The organism is Streptomyces goshikiensis, from assembly GCF_014650555.1.
GTDB lineage: Bacteria > Actinomycetota > Actinomycetes > Streptomycetales > Streptomycetaceae > Streptomyces > Streptomyces goshikiensis.
The window spans coordinates 236,903-254,891 of record NZ_BMVE01000011.1 but is presented as its reverse complement, the minus strand read 5'-3'; the positions used below and the strand labels follow the sequence as shown (position 1 = coordinate 254,891).

15 protein-coding genes are annotated in these 17,989 nt (G+C 71.7%); 3 read left to right on the top strand and 12 right to left on the bottom strand.

Translation table 11 applies throughout. The features are described from left to right. Nucleotides 1-19: 19 nt before the first annotated feature. The 7 genes from pstB to mshD all read right to left on the bottom strand — a co-directional run bounded on the left by pstB (nt 20) and on the right by mshD (nt 8,925). Nucleotides 20-796 (bottom strand): phosphate ABC transporter ATP-binding protein PstB, encoded by a 777-nt coding sequence (pstB, locus tag IE248_RS27820; RefSeq protein WP_008742371.1) that lies wholly within the window; start codon nt 794-796, stop codon nt 20-22. 29 nt (nt 797-825) lie between these two features. Beyond that, nucleotides 826-1,908, bottom strand: coding sequence for a phosphate ABC transporter permease PstA (pstA, locus tag IE248_RS27815; RefSeq protein ID WP_008742372.1), 1,083 nt, complete (start codon nt 1,906-1,908; stop codon nt 826-828). Further along, nucleotides 1,908-2,897 (bottom strand): phosphate ABC transporter permease subunit PstC, encoded by a 990-nt coding sequence (pstC, locus tag IE248_RS27810; RefSeq protein ID WP_073775232.1) that lies wholly within the window; start codon nt 2,895-2,897, stop codon nt 1,908-1,910. The genes pstA and pstC overlap by 1 nt, the downstream gene beginning before the upstream one ends. A 125-nt stretch (nt 2,898-3,022) precedes the next feature. Then, nucleotides 3,023-4,159 carry a phosphate ABC transporter substrate-binding protein PstS gene (gene pstS / locus IE248_RS27805; protein ID WP_073799665.1) on the bottom strand — a complete coding sequence of 379 codons (1,137 nt, stop codon included), beginning with the start codon at nt 4,157-4,159 and terminating at the stop codon, nt 3,023-3,025. Between the two features lie 357 nt (nt 4,160-4,516). Next, nucleotides 4,517-5,461, bottom strand: a complete 945-nt coding sequence (locus IE248_RS27800) for a CHAD domain-containing protein (protein WP_073799664.1) — start codon at nt 5,459-5,461, stop codon at nt 4,517-4,519. After that, entirely contained in the window at nt 5,442-7,706 is a 2,265-nt protein-coding gene (locus IE248_RS27795; RefSeq protein ID WP_008742377.1) for an RNA degradosome polyphosphate kinase, read from the bottom strand. The genes IE248_RS27800 and IE248_RS27795 overlap by 20 nt, the downstream gene beginning before the upstream one ends. 289 nt (nt 7,707-7,995) lie before the next feature. Then, nucleotides 7,996-8,925 carry a mycothiol synthase gene (gene mshD, locus IE248_RS27790; RefSeq protein WP_073799663.1) on the bottom strand — a complete coding sequence of 310 codons (930 nt, stop codon included), beginning with the start codon at nt 8,923-8,925 and terminating at the stop codon, nt 7,996-7,998. Nucleotides 8,926-9,121: 196 nt separating this feature from the next. On the opposite strand from mshD, the gene IE248_RS27785 reads away from it, so the two are divergent. Next, nucleotides 9,122-10,936, top strand: a complete 1,815-nt coding sequence (locus IE248_RS27785; protein ID WP_073799662.1) for a bifunctional metallophosphatase/5'-nucleotidase — start codon at nt 9,122-9,124, stop codon at nt 10,934-10,936. Between the two features lie 64 nt (nt 10,937-11,000). Here the strand turns inward: IE248_RS27785 and IE248_RS27780 are convergent, their stop codons facing one another. Then, a complete protein-coding gene (locus tag IE248_RS27780) occupies nt 11,001-11,783 on the bottom strand; it encodes an alpha/beta fold hydrolase (protein WP_190032028.1) in 783 nt (260 codons plus the stop codon). 142 nt (nt 11,784-11,925) lie between these two features. Here IE248_RS27780 and IE248_RS27775 point away from each other — a divergent pair, with 142 nt between their 5' ends. Continuing rightward, nucleotides 11,926-12,495, top strand: a complete 570-nt coding sequence (locus IE248_RS27775) for a TetR/AcrR family transcriptional regulator (RefSeq protein ID WP_037794026.1) — start codon at nt 11,926-11,928, stop codon at nt 12,493-12,495. 104 nt (nt 12,496-12,599) lie between these two features. Beyond that, a complete protein-coding gene (locus tag IE248_RS27770; protein WP_037797837.1) occupies nt 12,600-13,469 on the top strand; it encodes a phosphatidylinositol-specific phospholipase C in 870 nt (289 codons plus the stop codon). Here the strand turns inward: IE248_RS27770 and IE248_RS27765 are convergent. The 4 genes from IE248_RS27765 to IE248_RS27750 form a co-directional block, all read right to left on the bottom strand. Further along, nucleotides 13,449-14,882, bottom strand: coding sequence for a sensor histidine kinase (locus tag IE248_RS27765; RefSeq protein ID WP_037797836.1), 1,434 nt, complete (start codon nt 14,880-14,882; stop codon nt 13,449-13,451). The genes IE248_RS27770 and IE248_RS27765 overlap by 21 nt on opposite strands. Further along, nucleotides 14,879-15,610 (bottom strand): response regulator transcription factor, encoded by a 732-nt coding sequence (locus IE248_RS27760; protein ID WP_073799660.1) that lies wholly within the window; start codon nt 15,608-15,610, stop codon nt 14,879-14,881. Before IE248_RS27760 ends, IE248_RS27765 begins: the two co-directional genes overlap by 4 nt. A 40-nt stretch (nt 15,611-15,650) precedes the next feature. Beyond that, entirely contained in the window at nt 15,651-16,796 is a 1,146-nt protein-coding gene (locus IE248_RS27755; RefSeq protein ID WP_190032027.1) for a S1C family serine protease, read from the bottom strand. Nucleotides 16,797-16,957: 161 nt separating this feature from the next. Next, nucleotides 16,958-17,980 (bottom strand): LacI family DNA-binding transcriptional regulator, encoded by a 1,023-nt coding sequence (locus IE248_RS27750; RefSeq protein ID WP_037797835.1) that lies wholly within the window; start codon nt 17,978-17,980, stop codon nt 16,958-16,960. Nucleotides 17,981-17,989: the final 9 nt, after the last annotated feature.

The following is a 17,989-nucleotide window of genomic DNA, read 5'->3' as shown; positions in this document are numbered from 1 at the left end:
ATCCGCGGGGGGTCCGGGTTTAACCGAAGCGGCCCGAGATGTAGTCCTCGGTCGCCTGGACGGACGGGTTGGAGAAGATCCGCTCCGTGTCGTCCAGCTCGATGAGCTTGCCGGGCTGGCCGACGGCCGCGAGGTTGAAGAAGGCAGTGCGGTCCGAGACGCGGGCCGCCTGCTGCATGTTGTGCGTCACGATGACGATCGTGAAGCGCTCCTTCAGCTCGCCGATCAGGTCCTCGATGGCCAGGGTGGAGATCGGGTCGAGGGCCGAGCAGGGCTCGTCCATCAGCAGGACCTCGGGCTCGACCGCGATGGCGCGGGCGATGCACAGACGCTGCTGCTGGCCGCCGGAGAGGCCGGAGCCCGGCTTGTTCAGGCGGTCCTTGACCTCGTTCCAGAGGTTGGCGCCCTTGAGGGAGCGCTCCACGATCTCCGCGAGCGCGGCCTTCTTGAAACTGCCGTTCAGGCGCAGGCCCGCCGCCACGTTGTCGAAGATCGACATGGTGGGGAAGGGGTTCGGGCGCTGGAAGACCATGCCGACGGTGCGGCGGACCGCGACCGGGTCCACGTTCGTGCCGTACAGGTTCTCGTCGTCCAGCATCACCTTGCCCTCGACGCGGCCGCCGGGGGTGACCTCGTGCATCCGGTTCAGGGTGCGCAGGAAAGTGGACTTGCCGCAGCCGGACGGGCCGATGAAGGCGGTCACGGAGCGGGGCTCCACGGTCATCGAGATGTCGTCGATGGCCTTGTGGGTGCCGTAGAAGGCGGACAGTCCGCTGACGTCGATTCGCTTCGCCATGGGGGGTCACTTCGCTTTCATTGGTCGCGTCAGCGACCGGTCTTCGGGGCCTTCCAGCGGGCGATGCCGCGGGCCACCAGATTGAGGATCATGACGAAGGCGATCAGGACGAGCGCGGCGGCCCATGCCCGGTCGTAGGAGGCGTCACTGCCGACCTTGTACTGCTCCCAGATGTACAGGGGGAGCGAGGACTGGGCACCTTCGAAGGGGTTGTTGTTGATCAGCTGGGTACCGAAGACCAGCAGCATGATCGGAGCGGTCTCGCCGGCGATGCGGGCGACGGCCAGCATCAGGCCGGTGGCGATGCCGCCGATGGCCGTGGGGAGGACGACCTTGAGGATCATGCGCCACTTCGGCACGCCGAGGGCGAGGGCGGCCTCGCGCAGCTCGTTCGGGACGAGCTTGAGCATCTCCTCGGTGGAGCGGACCACGACGGGCATCATCAGGATCGACAGGGCCATCGAGCCGGCGAAGCCGGAGGGGCCGAAGCCGAGCGCCAGGTTCCAGGTCGTCAGGATGAACAGGCCCGCGACGATGGAGGGGATGCCGGTCATGACGTCGACGAAGAAGGTCACGGCCTTGGCGAGCGAGCCCCGGCCGTACTCGACCAGGTAGACGGCGGTCAGCAGACCGATCGGCGCGGCGATCAGGGTGGCCAGGGCGATCTGCTCGATGGTGCCGAGCAGCGCGTGGTAGACGCCGCCGCCCTCTTCGAAGCTGGTGACGCCGTTCATCGAGTGGCTGATGAAGTCCCCGTCGAGGACCTTCATGCCGCGGCTGACGGTGGTCCAGATCAGCGAGAGCAGCGGGATGACCGCGAGGACGAAGCAGACCCATACGAGGGAGGTCGTCACCCGGTCCTTGGCCTGGCGCCGGTTCTCGACGACCGCGCTGGCGGCGTACGTGATCCCGATGAACAGGAGGGAGGCGATCAGGCCCCACTGGATCTTGCTGTGCAGATCGGCGACGAGGCCGATGCCGCAGCCGAGGGCGATCGAGAGGACCGCGATGCCGGCCGGGGCCCAGCGGGGCAGGCCGCCCCGGGTGAGGCCGGCGGGTGCGGGGGACTTGCGGGCCGGAGCGGGCCGCTGGTCCTGGAGTGCGTGGCTCATCAGGCGTTCGCCCCCGAGAAGTCCTTGCGACGGGCGATGATCAGCCGGGCGGCGCCGTTGACCAGCAGGGTGAGCAGGAAGAGCACGAGGCCGGAGGCGATCAGGGCGTCGCGGCCGAACTCGTTGGCCTCGTCGAACTTCGCGGCGATGTTCTGCGCGAACGTGCCGCCGCCCGGGTTCAGGATGTGGCCGGAGATCAGGAAGCTCGGGGAGAGGACGGTCGCGACGGCCATGGTCTCGCCGAGCGCGCGGCCGAGGCCGAGCATCGAGGCGGAGATGACGCCGGAGCGGCCGAAGGGCAGCACGGACATCCGGATGACCTCCCAGCGGGTCGCGCCGAGGGCCAGGGCGGCCTCCTCGTTCATGCGCGGGACCTGGAGGAAGACCTCGCGGCTGACGCTGGTCACGATCGGCAGGATCATGATCGCGAGCAGGATGCCGACGGTGAAGAGCGAGCGGGCGACGCCGACCTGCGTCTTGTCGAAGACGTAGGTCCATCCCAGGTACTCGTCGAGCCAGAGGTTGAGGCCGGCGAGCTGCGGTACGAGGAAGAGGGCGCCCCAGATGCCGTAGATGATCGACGGCACGGCGGCCAGCAGGTCGACCACGTAGGCGAGGGGGGCGGCCAGCTTGCGCGGCGCGTAGTGCGAGATGAAGAGGGCGATGCCGACGGCGATCGGAACCGCGATGGCCATCGCGATGATCGAGCTGACGACGGTGCCGAAGAGCAGGACGGCGATGCCGAAGACGGGGGGCGTGGCGGATGCGTTCCAGTCGAAGGTGGTGAGGAAGTTGCCCTCGTTCTTCGACAGTGCGATCGACGCGCGGTAGGTGAGGAAGACGGCGATCGACGCCATGATCACCAGGAGCAGGATGCCGGAGCCCTTGGAGAGGCCCGCGAAGATCTTGTCACCGGCGCGGCCGGTGGACCTTCCGCTCTTGGAGACGGGCGGAGCCGTGTCTATGCGGGTGGGTGTGGTGGAAGCCATGATCTTTCCGGTCTGGATGGGGGGCAGGCCCCCTGGCGGCGGTGCACCGGATCCCCCGGGTGGAGGGGGAGGGTCCTCGGGTCCGGGCCGCCCGGACGGGGGCGGCCCGGACCAGAGGTTCTGGATCAGCTGAGCGACTTGATGACTTCGCGGACCTTGGCGTTGATCTCGGCCGGGATCGGGGCGTAGCCGTTCTCGGAGAGGACCTTCTGGCCCGCGTCGGAGGCGGTGTAGTTCAGGAAGGACTTCACGGTCGGGAGCGTCTCGGCCTTGTTGCCCTTGTCGCAGACGATCTCGTAGGTCACCAGGACGATCGGGTACGCACCCTCGGCCTTGGTGGTGTAGTCCAGCTTCAGGGCCAGGTCGGAGCCGGTGCCGGCGACCTTCGCGGCGGCGATGGCCTTGGACGCGGTCTCGGAGGAGGCCTTGACCGGGGCGGCGGCACCGGTGTTCAGGTCGACCGTCTTGATGCCCTGGGCGCTGGCGTAGGAGAGCTCGAAGTAACCGATCGCGCCGTCGACCTGCTTGACCTGGGTGGCCACGCCCGCGGAGCCGGAGGCACCGAGACCGCCCGGGGCCGGCCACTTCTTCGCGGCCTCGTACGGCCAGGCGTCACCGGCGGTGGCCTTGAGGTACTTGCCGAGGTTCTCGGTGGTGCCGGAGTCCTCGGAGCGGTGGAAGTGCTGGATCGGGGTCGAGGGGAGCGTGACGCCCGGGTTCAGCTTCTTGATCGCCTCGTCGTCCCACTTCTTGATCTTGTCGTTGAAGATGTTGGCGATCGTGGCGGCGTCCAGGTTCAGCTTGTCCACGCCGGAGACGTTGAAGCCGAGGGCGATCGGGCCGCCGACCATGGGCAGGTTGACGCCCTGGCCACCGGTGCAGATCTTCTTCGACTCCTCGACGGCCTCGGGCTTCAGCGCGGAGTCCGAGCCGGCGAAGCCCACGGTGCCCTGGTTGAAGGCGACGATGCCCTCACCGGAGGAGGAGGACTTGTAGTTGACCTCGACGCCCGAGCAGGCGGCCATGTAGTTCTTGACCCACAGGTCCACGGCGTTCTTCTGGGCGGAGGAGCCCGAGGCGAGCAGCTTGCCCTTGGCGTCGTCGCACTTGACGTCGCCGGCGGCGGGCGCCGAGGCCTTGGTCGCGCCGTCGGCGGTCTTCGTGTTGTCGTCCGAGCCGCACGCCGTGAGGACCAGGGCGCCGGACACGACAAGCGCCCCGAGGGCGGAGGCACGAAGCATGTTCTTGCGCTGAAGCTTCACTTTCGGGTGTTCCTTCCAGAAGCCGCCGGCCGCTTTCTGTGTCGGGGCGGCGTGCGAAGAGGACTACGGGGTGGCGGGGTGCGGGCCGGCGGTTTTCGTCGCGGCTCGCACCGTGCACTGCCGAAATTAGGCAGATCAGGTGAAGCCGTCGACGGCGCTTGGTGAACGGACGGTGAACCGTGGCGGACGGCCCGGTGCGGAAGGGGGCTTTTGTTCCAGGGCGTCATCTGCCGTTATCCCGCCGTTATCGGTGCGTGACCTTCCGCTCCCCGCCGGTGGCCGGATTTCGCCGGTCTGGTCGGGGGCGAAAGGAGCGGGGGGTGGGACGGGCGTACGCCCGCACCACCCCCTCCCGGATCAGACCGGCGCGGGCTGCCAGAGGTCCTGGAAGGCCGCGCGGGAGGCTTCGACCTCGTGGCGCTGGTCGGCGTGCAGGACGCCGAGGGCGTAGGCCGTGGCCGGGGCGATACGGGGGGTACGGGCCGCCGTCGCGGAGGCGGCGGCCGCCTCGGCGGCGTCGCGGTGGCGGTCCAGGGCCGAGCCCGCCGACGCGAGGCGGGTGACGTCCTCGCCCAGCGCCTCCCGCGCGTACCGGTGGACCCGCAGCAGCCGGCGCACCTCGTGCCAGGCGCCGTCCTCGTGCGGGGAGTACGGGGTGCCCGCCGGGAGCGGGAGCGCGGCGACAGCCGCCGACAGCCGGGTTTCGGCCACCGTTGCCAGCGGGACCAGTACCTCGTCCACCCGCCCGCGCGCCGCGACCGCGTCGAGCGGGACCTCCGAGGCCAGCACCGCCACCGCGTCCGCGACGGCGTGGAAGCGGGAGGAGCCGAGCGCCTGGAGGGTCGCCGAGTGGGCCCTCGTACGGGCCAGGGTGAGCTGGCGCTCCAGCAGGGCGCCCGCCCGCGCCGAGCCCACCGTCAGCGCCCCCGCCGAGCCCCGCGGGGACGGCAGTTCGGGGGTGCCGGAGAGCCGGTGCAGCGCCTCCATCAGGCGCTGTAGCCGGGCCCCGTGGGCGTGCTCGTCGGCCAGGGTCGAGGACAGCCACACCAGCTCGGTGCGCAGCCCGTCGGCCCAGGCGGAGTCGGTCACCACCCGGAACGTGGACAGCGAGCCCGAGATCCGGCGCGCGGCCCCCCGCAGGCCGCGCGCCGCCTCGGTGCCCTCCGCCGAGTCGGAGCCGTGGGCCCCGCTCTCGTCGTGCAGGCGCAGCGCCCGCAGGAACGCGGTGGCCTGGGCGCGCAGGTACGCGCCCAGCACATCGCCTGCGGTACCTGCCGTCAGGTCATGGTTTGGCTGAGCCACGCCGGCGCCTCCGCGCGTCTATGAGCATCTCCTGTACGTGCCGCAGCGGCTGGCCCTCGGCATCGGTGCTGTGCCGGGTCCACTCGCCGTCCGGGCCGAGGTGCCAGGAGGCGGTCGCGTCGGACATGCCCGTCTCCAGCAACCGGTCCAGTGCCGCCCGGTGGGCCGGGTCCGCGACCCTGACCAGCGCCTCGATGCGGCGGTCGAGGTTGCGGTGCATCATGTCGGCGCTGCCGATCCACACCTCGGGTTCGCCGCCGTTGCCGAAGGCGAAGACCCGGGAGTGTTCCAGGAAGCGGCCGAGGATCGAACGGACCCTGACGTTCTCCGACAGGCCGGGGACCCCGGGGCGCACGGCGCAGATGCCGCGGACCCAGATGTCGACGGGGACCCCCGCCTGGGAGGCCCGGTAGAGGGAGTCGATCAGGGCCTCGTCGACGATCGAGTTCATCTTCAGCCGTACGTACGCGGGGCGGCCGGCCCGGTGGTGGTCGGCCTCCTTGTCGATCCGCGCGATCAGCCCGTCCCGCAGCGAGCGCGGGGCGACGATCAGCCGGCGGTAGGTCTCGCGGCGCGAGTAGCCGGACAGCCGGTTGAACAGGTCGGAGAGGTCCGCGCCGACCTGCGGGTCGGCGGTGAGCAGGCCGAGGTCCTCGTACAGGCGGGCGGTCTTGGGGTGATAGTTGCCGGTGCCCACGTGCGAGTAGCGGCGCAGCGTGTCGCCCTCCTGGCGGACGACGAGCGACAGCTTGCAGTGCGTCTTGAGGCCCACCAGGCCGTAGACGACGTGGCAGCCGGACTCCTCCAGCTTGCGGGCCCACTTGATGTTGGCCTGCTCGTCGAAGCGGGCCTTGATCTCGACGAGGACGAGGACCTGCTTGCCGGATTCGGCGGCGTCGATCAGGGCGTCGACTATCGGGGAGTCGCCGGAGGTCCGGTACAGCGTCTGCTTGATCGCGAGGACGTCCGGGTCGGCGGCGGCCTGCTCCAGGAAGGCCTGCACCGAGGTGGAGAAGGAGTCGTACGGGTGGTGCAGCAGGACGTCGCGCTCGCGCAGCGCGGCGAAGATGTCGGGCGCGGAGGCGGACTCCACCTCGGCGAGGTCGCGGTGCGTGCCGGCGACGAACTTCGGGTACTTCAGCTCGGGCCGGTCCAGCGAGGAGATCCCGAAGAGGGCCGTCAGGTCCAGCGGGCCGGGCAGCGGGTACACCTCGGCGGCGGACACCTTCAGCTCCTGCACGAGGAGGTCCAGTACGCCGGGATCGATGGACTCCTCGACCTCCAGGCGCACCGGCGGGCCGAAGCGGCGCCGCATGAGCTCCTTCTCCAGGGCCTGGAGCAGGTTCTCGGCGTCGTCCTCCTCCACTTCGAGGTCTTCGTTGCGGGTCACGCGGAACATGTGGTGCGCGAGCACCTCCATGCCGGGGAAGAGCTCCTCCAGGTGCGCGGCGATGACGTCCTCCAGCGGGACGTAGCGCTGCGGGGAGGCCTCCAGGAAGCGGGAGAGGAGCGGTGGGACCTTGACCCGGGCGAAGTGGCGGTGGCCGCTGACCGGGTTGCGGACGACGACGGCCAGGTTGAGCGACAGCCCCGAGATGTACGGGAAGGGGTGCGCGGGGTCCACGGCCAGCGGGGTCAGCACCGGGAAGATCTGGTTCCGGAACAGCGTGAAGAGGCGGGCCTGCTCCTTCTCGGTGAGGTCGGGCCACCGGATGAGGTGGATGCCCTCCTCGGCGAGCTGCGGGGCGATGTCCTGCTGGTAGCAGGCGGCGTGCCGGGCCATGAGCTCGCGGGAGCGGGTCCAGATCAGGTCCAGCACCTCGCGGGGCTGGAGGCCCGAGGCGGAGCGGGTGGCGACGCCGGTCGCGATGCGGCGCTTGAGGCCGGCCACGCGGACCATGAAGAACTCGTCGAGGTTGCTCGCGAAGATGGCCAGGAAGTTGGCGCGCTCCAGCAGCGGGGTCGTCGGGTCCTCGGCGAGCTCCAGGACGCGTTCGTTGAAGGCGAGCCAGCTGCGTTCGCGGTCGAGGAACCGGCCGGGGGGCAGTTCGCCGTCGCCCTTGTCCTCGTAGGCGTCCAGATCGGCGTCGAGGTCGGGATCGAGATCGGCGTGGGGCCGGTGCGCGGCTATGGATCCGATGCGCGCGGTGGCGGGGGCCGAGGGCGACGCGGAGGCCGCGGCCGACGTGTGAGACGGGTGCTGCGCGGGGACCTCGGTGGGGCCGGCGCTGGACTTGTGGCTCATGACTCCATTCTTCCGCGCGCGCGGCAGGACAGGCGCGTCGGAAGTGTCGGCCGTCAGGCGGAGTCGGGGGTGCATGGGGGGAGAGTCGCAAGGCCGTCTGAATGCCCGGTTAATGGTGTGTGGCTTCCAGGGTCCGGGTGGCGCACGAAATGCGCAGTGCGCGCGGCTCCCGTGCCCCCGATGCCCCCAAATGGGTCCCCGGGGGCCCGGCCGGTACCCGCCGGGGCCCGGGCCGGGCTGGATTCAGTCCGGTTCCGGACGGAATCCAGCCCGGAGGTGCCGGGGCGGGTCAGCTTTCGGTGCGGTACATGAGGTCGACCTCGTGGGTGGTGAAGCCGAGGCCCTCGTAGACCGCGAGCGCGGCCGGGTTGTCGGCGTCCACGTACAGCATCGCCGTCGGCATGCCGGCCGCTTCGAGGTGCCGGAGGCCGATCGCGGTGAGGGCCTTGCCGAGGCCGCCGCCCTGGGCGCCGGGCCGGACGCCCACCACGTAGACCTCGCCGAGCCGCTCCGCCGAGTGGATCTTCGTCCAGTGGAAGCCGACGAGCTCCCCGTCGCGCTCCGCGAGGAAAAAGCCCTTGGGGTCGAACCAGGGCTGGGAGATCCGGTCGTCGAGGTCCCGCTGCGTCAGCGCGCCCTGCTCGGGGTGGTGGGCGAAGGCGGCCGCGTTCGCCGCGAGCCAGGCCGCGTCGTCGGCGCCGGGCACGAAGGTGCGGACGCTCACGCCGGCCGGGAGCGCCGGATCGGGCAGCGGGGCCGCCTGCGCGCCCAGCGGGCGGCGCAGCTGGCGCAGCTCGCGGAAGAGGGTCAGCCCGAGCACCTGGGCGAGGTGGCGGGCGGCGGACTTGCCGCCGTGCGCCCACACCCGGATCCGCTTGCCGGAGGCGGCGAGCAGCGCCTGGCCGAGCGCCCGGCCGTGGCCGCGCCCGCGCAGCGCCGGGTGGATGACGAGCTCGGCGGCGGGCGCCTCCACCGGGTCGGTGTCCTCCAGCTGCCCGTATCCGCAGAGCCGGCCCCCGTCGGTGAGCAGGAGGTGCCGGATCCCCTCGCGCGGTCCGCCGCGCAGCTGGAGCCGGCCCTGTTCGGACACGGCGGTGGTGCCGTCCGTACGGGCCGCCTCCTCGATCAGGGTCAGTACGGCCGCGGCCTGTTCCTCCGTCAGCTCGTCGAGGGTCACAATCTGCCGTCCCGGCTCGGGGGCCGCTGCTGCGTCAGTCATGCCACGAGCGTACGACCGTGACGGGGGCGCGGGAGTGTTGCCCCTGGGGCGGATCCGTCCGGATCCGAACTGTTTGGCGGGGAACCGACTTGTGCATGTAACCAGCTCGATACCCGGTATCCCTGTCGTGCTACGCGCGTTGACCATAGGCTGCGGCGGACCTCCATGTTTTACCGCTGTCACATAAGGGGACTAAATGTCAGCGACGCCACAACGGAACCGCCGAGCCCGCCGGTTGACCCTCGCCGCCCTCGCCGTCACGGCCGGGGCCGGGGCGATGGTCGCCGCCGCACTGCCGGCCGGGGCCGCGAGTGGTGGCGGTGCCGCCAAGAGCCGGACCGTCGATGTGCAACTCCTGTCGTTCAACGACTTCCACGGCACCCTGGAGGCCCCGCAGGGCTCCTCGGGCACCGTGACGGAACGTCAGGCGGACGGCACCACCAAGGCCATACCCGCGGGCGGTGTCGAGTACCTCGCGACCGGCCTGCGCGAGGCCCGCAAGGGCCACGAGTACTCCGTCACCGCCGCGGCCGGCGACATGATCGGCGGCAGCCCGATGCTGTCCGGTCTCTTCCACGACGAGCCGACCGTCGAGGCGCTCAACAAGCTGAAGCTGGACGTCACCAGCGTCGGCAACCACGAGTTCGACGAGGGCAAGGCCGAGCTGCGCCGCATGGCGTACGGCGGCTGCCACCCGGTCGACGGCTGCTTCGAGTCCGGCAAGGAGTACACGGGCGCCGAGTTCAAGTACCTCGCCGCGAACGTCACGGACGAGAAGACCAAGCGTCCGATGCTGAACCCGACCTTCATCTGGCAGAAGGGGGACGTGAAGATCGGCTTCATCGGCGTCACCCTGGAGGGCACGCCGGACGTCGTCACCGCCGACGGAGTCAAGGGCCTGAAGTTCGGCGACGAGGTCGAGACGATCAACAAGTACGCCGCGGAGCTGAACAAGCAGGGCGTCAAGTCGATCGTCGCGCTCATCCACGAGGGCGGCCTGCCCGCGAGCGGCGCCTACAACTACGACTGTGACGTCCCGGGCGCCGGCGCCGGCGTCTCGGGCGCGATCGTGGACATCGCCAAGAACGTGGACCCGAAGGTCGACGCGCTGGTGACCGGCCACACCCACCAGGCGTACGCCTGCAACATCCCGGACCCGGCGGGCAACCCGCGCATGGTGACCTCGGCCGCCTCGTACGGCCGCCTGTTCACGGACACCACGCTGACGTACGACCGCCAGACCAAGGACATCGTCCGTACGGCGGCCGTGGCGCCGAAGCCGGTCAACAAGATCGTCAGCCGGGACCTGCCCAAGGCGCCCGACATGACCGAGCTGATCACCCGCTGGAACGCGCTGGCCGCCCCGGTCGCCAGCCGCCCGATGGGCTTCATCTCGGCGGACATCGCGGGCCGCGGCTCCGAGGCTCCCGAGAAGCCGCTCGGCGACCTGATCGCCGACGCCCAGCTGGAGGCCACGGCCCCGGCCGCCAAGGGCGGTGCCCAGCTGGCCATCATGAACCCGGGCGGCATCCGCGCCGACCTGGCCTACAAGGCCGCGGGCGCCGAGGGCGACGGCGTCGTGACGTACGGCGAGTCCTACACGGTCCAGCCGTTCAACAACCTGATGAACATCGTGGACCTGACCGGCGCCCAGCTGATCACCGCGCTCCAGCAGCAGGTCAGCGGCACGGTCAACGGCCCGAACCCGAAGATCCTCCAGGTCTCGAAGGGCTTCACCTACACCCTGGACATGACGAAGACGGGCGCGGACCGCATCGTCGTGGACTCGGTGAAGCTGAACGGCGCGGCGATCGACCCCGCCAAGACCTACCGGGTCGCGATGAACGAGTTCCTCGCGGGCGGCGGTGACGGCTTCACCGTACTGAAGGACCACAAGAACAAGCTGGTCGGCGTGCCCGACCTGGAGGCCTTCAACGCCTACCTGGCGAAGTCCACCGAGGCGTCCCCGATCGCCCCGCCGGCGGCGGACCGCATCACCGTCGTCAAGTAACACCCGCGTAGAGCACGCCCGAAGGGGCGGTGGGCCTTCCCGGCCCGCCGCCCCTTCGGCGTTCTCACAGCCCGCCGAGGAACTTCGCGACGGCCCCGTGGAACTCCCCGGGGTGGGTGAACGGCAGGAAGTGGTCCCCGGCCACGGGGGCGTACGAGGTCCCGGGCCGCCGGGAGACCATCGCGTCGGCCGTGTCCTGCCGGAGGGACTGGCTCTGGGCGCCGTGGACCAGCAGCGCCGGGCAGTCGCTCCCGAGCCAGGCGTCCCAGTGGTCGCCGCGGCAGGCCTCGGCGGAGTCGAGCATGTCCTGCGGGTGGAACGGCAGCCGCCAGCCCCCGTCGGGGAGCGGCCGCAGCGCCTGCTCGACGAAGGGCGAGCCCGCCGGCCCGGCCGCGGCGAGGAGTTCCTCGCGGGTGGCGGCGGTGTACCGCATGCCCCGCAGGAAGCCGAAGAGCCCGCTCGCCGTGTCGGGGTCGATCTCCACGGTGGCGTCCACGTTGACGAGGGCGGAGACCCGGCCGGGGTGGGCGGCGGCCAAGTGGTAGGCGTTGAAACCGCCGAGGGAGTAGCCGAGGACCGCGACGGGGGCGTCGAGGCCGAGGTGGTCGAGCAGCGCGACGGCGTCGGCGAGGTATCCCTCGCGGCGGTAGTCGGGCGCCCGGTCGGAGTCCCCGTGCCCGCGCTGGTCGGGGGCGATCACCCGCCACCCGCCGCCGAGGGTCTCGGCGAGCCCGGCGAAGGCGAGGCCTTCGGACATGCCCCCGTGGAGGGCGAGCAGCGGACGGCCCGTGCCCCCGAAGTCCAGGTACGACAGTGTGCGGCCGTCGATCGTCAGCGTGTGGCGCATGTTCCGCTCTCCCCTGTGTGTCCGTGTCCTGCGGTGACGGTGCGGTTACCGGTACGGGTACGAGCCTGACAGGATTTGGGCGGTTGCGCAATACGTTCGTTTTGGGCACTTGCCCAAAACGGGGCGCGGATACGATCCCGGCATGGGAAATCGCGAGGACCTGCTGGCCGGAGCGCGCCGCTGCCTGGAGGAGAAGGGCTACCTCCGCACGACCGTGCGCGACATCGCGGCGGCCTCGAACGTGAGCATGGCGGCCATCGGCTACCACTTCGGCTCGCGCGACGCCCTGCTCAACCTGGCCCTGTCCGCCGCCATGGACGAGTGGGCCGCCGGGTCCGGCCGGCTCGCCGGCGAGGGCGACACCGCCGAGGAGCGCTACGCCGACACCTGGGACCGCAAGATCCGGGACTTCGGCGAGATGCGCTGGCTGTGGACCGCCTCCGTCGAGGCCTTCGTCCACGCGCAGTCCTCGCCCGAGCTGCTCGCGCCCCTCGCCGAGAACCAGCGCCAGGCCCGGCGCATGGTGGCCGCGCAGCTGCGCGGGGTCCCCGTGGACGCGGTCGCGGAGGAGGACGTACGCGCCCTCGGGTCGTTCCACATCGCCCTGCTGAGCGGGGTGATGGTGCAGGCGCTGACCGACCCCGGGCAGGCGCCGACCGGACGGGAACTCGCCCAAGGGCTCCGCGCCATGGCCGAGTTGCTCGAAAGCTGAGCGCTACCGGAGGGTAGTAAAGCCGCGCCCCGCACGCCAGAATCCCGGAGGCAGCACCCCAGCGGAGGCTGGGAGTCCATCACCGGGCACGCAAAGGGGCGGGCATGGCACTGGATCGTCGGGCATTTCTGGTCGGGGCGATGGCGGCGGGCGCGGCCGCGGGGCTAGGAGCGGCGGGGACGGCGTCGGCCCGCACCCTCGGCACGCAGGACTGGATGGCCGGGCTCCCGGACGCCACCGCGCTCCAGCGGATGACCATCCCCGGCACCCACGACTCGGGCGCCACCAAGGGCGGGCTCTACGTCGCCTGTCAGAACACCTCGATCGCCCAGCAGCTCGACTCCGGGATACGGTTCCTGGACGTCCGCTGCCGCGTCACCGGCGGCTCCTTCGCGATCCACCACGCGGCGTTCTTCCAGGACCTGATGTTCGGCGACGTCCTCGTCGCCTGCTGGAACTTCCTCGCCGCGCACCCGTCCGAGACGGTGCTGATGCGCGTCAAGCAGGAGTACTCGGGGGAGAGCGACGCCACCTTCCGGGCCGTCTTCGACGACTACCTCGACCACCGCGGCTGGCGCCCGCTCTTCCGGATCGGGGACGCGCTGCCCACCCTCGGCCAGGCCCGCGGCAAGGTGGTCCTGCTGGCCGACAACGGCGGTCTGCCCGGCCTGCGCTACGGCGACGGCAACGTCTTCGACATCCAGGACGACTACAACACCGAGCCCTTCGCCAAGCGGGGCCGGATCGAGAACCACTTCCGCAAGGCCGTCCAGCAGCCCGGGAAGCTGTTCGTGAACTACGTCAGCACCGCCGCCTACATGCCGCCGCGCTGGAATTCCGACCGGCTGGGCCCGCAGGTGCACGGCTTCGTCGACGGCGGGGAGCTGGCCGGACGCACCGGGCTCGGGATCGTCCCGATGGACTTCCCGAACACCCGGTCGGGCCTGGTGTCCTCACTGATCCGGCACAACTGACGGCTGCTCCGGCGGCGGCGCCGGGGCGCCCGGGACGCGGAGCACCGCCTCCGTGCCCGGGCCGCCGTCCGGGGCCGCCCGCAGCTCCACGCTGCCGCCCGCGCGGCGCACCGTACGGTCCACGATCGACAGGCCCAGCCCGCTGCCGGGCAGGGCGCGGGCCGAGGAGGAACGCCAGAACCGCTCGAAGACGTGCGGCAGGTCCTCGGCCGGGATGCCGGGCCCGTGGTCCCGTACGGTCAGCTCGCCCGCCCGCAGCGACACCTCGACCGTGCCGGCGGGCGGGCTGAACTTCACCGCGTTGTCCAGCACGTTGACCACCGCCCGCTCCAGCGCCGCCGCCTCGCCCCGTACGTACCAGGGCGCGAGCTCGTCGGTGAAGCGCAGCTCGGGGCCGCGCAGCCGGGCGCGGGAGAGGGCGCTGCGCGTCACCTCGTGCAGGGCGACCACCTGGAGCGGGCCGTGGCCGTGCGCGTCCGGGCGGGAGAGCTCCTGGAGGTCCCCGATGAGCGAGGCCAGCTCGGTCATCTGCGCCTTCACCGAGGCCAGCAGCTCCCGGCGGTCCTCGGGCGGGATGGCCCGGCCGGTGTCCTCACTGCGCGCGAGCAGCTCGATGTTGGTGCGCAGGGAGGTCAGCGGGGTGCGCAGCTCGTGCCCGGCGTCGGCGATCAGCTGCGCCTGCCGCTCCTGGGAGGAGGCGAGCGCGGCCGTCATCGCGTTGAAGGACCGGGAGAGGCGGGCGATCTCGTCCTCGCCCTCCACGGGGATCCGTACGGTGAGGTCCTCGGTGCGGGCGATGTGCTCGACGGCGTCGGTGAGCTCGTCGACCGGCCGCAGTCCCGTCCGGGCCACCCACAGGCCGGCCGCGCCGGCGCCGACCACGCCGATCCCGCTGACCAGCATCAGCACCCAGGCCAGGGTGGAGAGCGGGTCGTCGATGTCGGCGAGCGGTTTGGCGATGGAGATCGCGAACAGCTGGCCGTTCGTCTGCGCGGTCAGCGTGTAGACGCGCATCGCGGTGCCGTCGGTGGTCGTCACGTCGTGCAGGGTGGGCAGGCGTTTGCCCGCGGCGACCGCCCGGTCGACCGGGGTGACGGGGAGGGTGGACAGGCCGCCCACCCAGCAGTGGCCGCCGTCGGCGGTGACGATCTGGACGGTCGCGTTCAGGTTCCCCGCGATCTCCTGGGTCGGCCGGGCGGGCGCGGTGACGCACCCCTCCCGCAGCACCCGTACGACCTGGGCGTTGGGGTTGGTCGCCATCAGGGAGCGGTCGAGCTGGTCGCGCAGCTGGGTGCGCACCATCACCCACGAGACGGCGGCGACGGCGGCGACCGCGACCGCCACCGCGACCGCGACCAGCAGCGCGAGGCGGGACCGCAGGGGCAGGGCGCGGAACCGGGCGACGGGGCTCACTCGGGACCGCTCTCCCCGGCGCGCAGTACGTAGCCCACCCCGCGCACGGTGTGGACGAGACGGGACTCGCCGCCCGCCTCGGTCTTGCGGCGCAGGTACATCACGTACACGTCCAGGGAGTTGGAGCTGGGCTCGAAGTCGAAGCCCCAGACGGTCTTGAGGATCTGCTCGCGGGTCAGGACCTGGCGGGGGTGCGCGAGGAACATCTCCAGCAGGGTGAACTCGGTGCGGGTCAGCTCCACCGGGCGGCCGGCCCGGGTGACCTCGCGGGTGGCCAGGTCCATCCGGAGGTCGCCGAAGGTCAGCGCGTCCTCGGGCTCGGCGCTGCCGGCCGCCGGGGCGGCGTAAGCGCTGCGGCGCAGCAGGGCGCGGACGCGGGCGAACAGCTCGTCCAGCTCGAAGGGCTTGACGAGGTAGTCGTCGGCGCCCGCGTCGAGGCCGGTGACGCGGTCGCCGACGGTGTCGCGGGCGGTCAGCATCAGGATCGGGGTGGTGCTGCCGGCGGAGCGCAGCCGGCGGGCCGCCGTCAGGCCGTCCATCCGGGGCATCTGGATGTCGAGGACGATCAGGTCCGGGGCGTACGAGGCCGCCTTGTCGAGGGCGTCGAGGCCGTCGACGGCGGTCTGTGCCCCGTATCCCTCGAAGGCGAGGCTACGGCGCAGGGCCTCGCGGACGGCCGGTTCGTCGTCGACGACGAGGATGCGCTGCGGGTCGCCTTCGGCGGTCATCTCGGTCCTTCGGGGTGCGGGGTGCGGTCGGGGTTACAGGCTAGGCGCCGGTGCCGCCGCTGCCGCCTCGGAGGGACTCCAGGTCGGCCTTGATGGTGTTCACCGGGATGGCGAACCCGAGGCCGACGCTGCCCGCGGTGGAGCCTTCGCTGGAGGGGGAGTAGATCGCGGAGGGCATGCCGACGATCTCGCCGTTCAGGTTGACGAGGGCGCCGCCGGAGTTGCCGGGGTTGAGGGAGGCGTCCGTCTGGATGGCCTTGTACGAGGTGGTGTCCGAGCCGGTGTCCCCGTTGAACTCCTGGCCGTCGTACGAGAAGGGCCAGCCGCCGCCGCCCGAGCCCTGGCGGTTCTGGCGGTTCTGGGGGGTGCGCTCCTCGGACTTCGGGACGTTCACCTCGCGGTTCAGCGCGGAGACGATGCCGCTGGTGACGGTGCCGGTGAGGCGGTCGGGGGAGCCGATGGCGACGACCTGCTCGCCGACCTTGAGGCCGTCGGAGTCGCCGAGCCTGGCGGGCTTCAGGCCGCTCGCGCCCTGGACCTTGATGAGCGCGAGGTCCTTGCCGGGGTCGGTGCCGACGAGCTTGGCCTCGTACTTCTTGCCGTCGCTCATGGTCACCTGGATCTGGGCGGCGCCGCTCACGACGTGGTTGTTGGTGACGACCTCGCCGTCGGCGGTGAGGACGATGCCGGAGCCGGTGCCGGTGCCCTGGGCGGTGCGGGTGTCGATGCGGACGACGGAGGGGCTGACCTGTTCCGCGACGCCGGCGACCGAGCCGGTGCTGGACTGGGAGACGTTGGTGCCGGGGAAGCCGCCGGCGGCTGCGGGGGCCTTGTCGCCGAGGAACTGCTCGACGCCCGCGGCGGCGCCGCCGCCGACGAGGGCGGCGACGAGGGCGACGGTGGCGAGGAGGGTGACGGGGCGCTTGGCGCGGGCGGCGTGCGCCGGGCCGGCCGGCGGGCCGTGCAGCTCGTGCGCCGCGTGAGCCTCGTGTGTCTCGTGGGCCTCGTGCGTTTCGTGCGCCTCGTGCCAGCCGGGGGCGTAGGCGGGGGGCGGCGGGTAGGCGGCGTCCTGGGCGAGCCGGTCGCGTCCGCGCTGCCAGTCGTCGCCGAACGGCGCGGGCTGGGCCGGGGAGTTCTCCTGCGGGTGCTGCGGGTACTCGCCTTCGCGGCGGAAGCTCTCGGTCATGGCTATGACTCTGCTCGCGAATGATGAGAGCTTCCTGAGCGCCCGCTGAGAAGCCCGACAGAACCGTGTATGCCGGATATAAGCGAGCCCGGCCGCGGGCGCCCCGCGGGACCGTCCCCGGCCCGCCCTTCACCGGCCGAGGAGCCGGTGGGGACGGTGGGTCAGCGGCAGCCGCAGGAGCGGCGGATGACCAGGGCCGACGGGAACTGCTTCAGGCGTTCCCGGCGGGAGCCGGCGACGCGGAGGCCGTCGTCCAGCACCAGGTCCACCGCGGCGCGCGCCATGGCGGGGCGGTCCGAGGCGATCGTCGTCAGCGGCGGGTCCGTCAGGGCCGCCTCCTTGACGTCGTCGAAGCCGGCCACGGCCAGCTCCCCCGGCACGTCGATCCGCAGCTCGCGGGCGGCCCGCAGGACGCCGATCGCCTGGTCGTCGGTGGCGCAGAAGATGGCCGTCGGGCGGTCCGGCCTGGCCAGGACCTCCAGGGCGACGGTGTACGCGTCGTAGCGGTTGTACGGGGCCTCGAAGAGCCGGCCCTCGGTCGAGCGGCCCGACTCCTGCATGGCCCGGCGCCAGCCCTCGACGTGGTCGGCGACCGGGTCGCCGACGGAGGGGGTGTTCTCGACGCCGCCGATGCAGGCCACGTACGCGTGCCCGTGTTCCAGCAGGTGCCGCGTCGCGAGCTGGGCGCCGCCGATGTCGTCCGTGACGACCGCGACGTCGTCGATCGCCTCCGGGCGCTCGTGCAGGAGCACCACCCGCGCGTCCCACGCCTCGATCTCCGAGGCGGCCCGCTCGCTCATGCCCTGGCTGACCAGGATCAGCCCGGACACCCGCATGCCGAGGAACGCCCGCAGGTAGTGGACCTCGCGCTCGTCGCGGTAGTCGGAGTTCCCGACCAGCACCATCTTTCCGCGCTCGGCGGCGGCCTGCTCGACCGCGTGCGCCATCTCCGCGAAGAACGGCTGCCGGGCGTCCGGGACGATCATGCCTATGAGGTCGGTGCGCCGGGACGCCATCGCCTGCGCGACCCGGTCCGGGCGGTAGCCCAGGTCCTTGATCGCGGCGAGTACACGCTCGCGCGTGGCCGGGGCAACCGGCCGGGGTCCGTTGTTGATGACATAGCTCACGACGGCGGTAGAGGTACCCGCAAGTCGCGCCACGTCATCCCGCGTCACCTTGGCCACGCGCGGCAG

What these genes read in the sequence shown, in the direction of transcription:
- pstB (WP_008742371.1), bottom strand. Translation starts at nt 796, where the DNA reads ATGGCGAAGCGAATCGACGTCAGCGGACTGTCCGCCTTCTACGGCACC.
- pstA (WP_008742372.1), bottom strand. Translation starts at nt 1,908, where the DNA reads ATGAGCCACGCACTCCAGGACCAGCGGCCCGCTCCGGCCCGCAAGTCC.
- pstC (WP_073775232.1), bottom strand. Translation starts at nt 2,897, where the DNA reads ATGGCTTCCACCACACCCACCCGCATAGACACGGCTCCGCCCGTCTCC.
- IE248_RS27795 (WP_008742377.1), bottom strand. Translation starts at nt 7,706, where the DNA reads ATGAGCCACAAGTCCAGCGCCGGCCCCACCGAGGTCCCCGCGCAGCAC.
- mshD (WP_073799663.1), bottom strand. Translation starts at nt 8,925, where the DNA reads ATGACTGACGCAGCAGCGGCCCCCGAGCCGGGACGGCAGATTGTGACC.
- IE248_RS27785 (WP_073799662.1), top strand. Translation starts at nt 9,122, where the DNA reads ATGTCAGCGACGCCACAACGGAACCGCCGAGCCCGCCGGTTGACCCTC.
- IE248_RS27780 (WP_190032028.1), bottom strand. Translation starts at nt 11,783, where the DNA reads ATGCGCCACACGCTGACGATCGACGGCCGCACACTGTCGTACCTGGAC.
- IE248_RS27775 (WP_037794026.1), top strand. Translation starts at nt 11,926, where the DNA reads ATGGGAAATCGCGAGGACCTGCTGGCCGGAGCGCGCCGCTGCCTGGAG.
- IE248_RS27770 (WP_037797837.1), top strand. Translation starts at nt 12,600, where the DNA reads ATGGCACTGGATCGTCGGGCATTTCTGGTCGGGGCGATGGCGGCGGGC.
- IE248_RS27760 (WP_073799660.1), bottom strand. Translation starts at nt 15,610, where the DNA reads ATGACCGCCGAAGGCGACCCGCAGCGCATCCTCGTCGTCGACGACGAA.
- IE248_RS27755 (WP_190032027.1), bottom strand. Translation starts at nt 16,796, where the DNA reads ATGACCGAGAGCTTCCGCCGCGAAGGCGAGTACCCGCAGCACCCGCAG.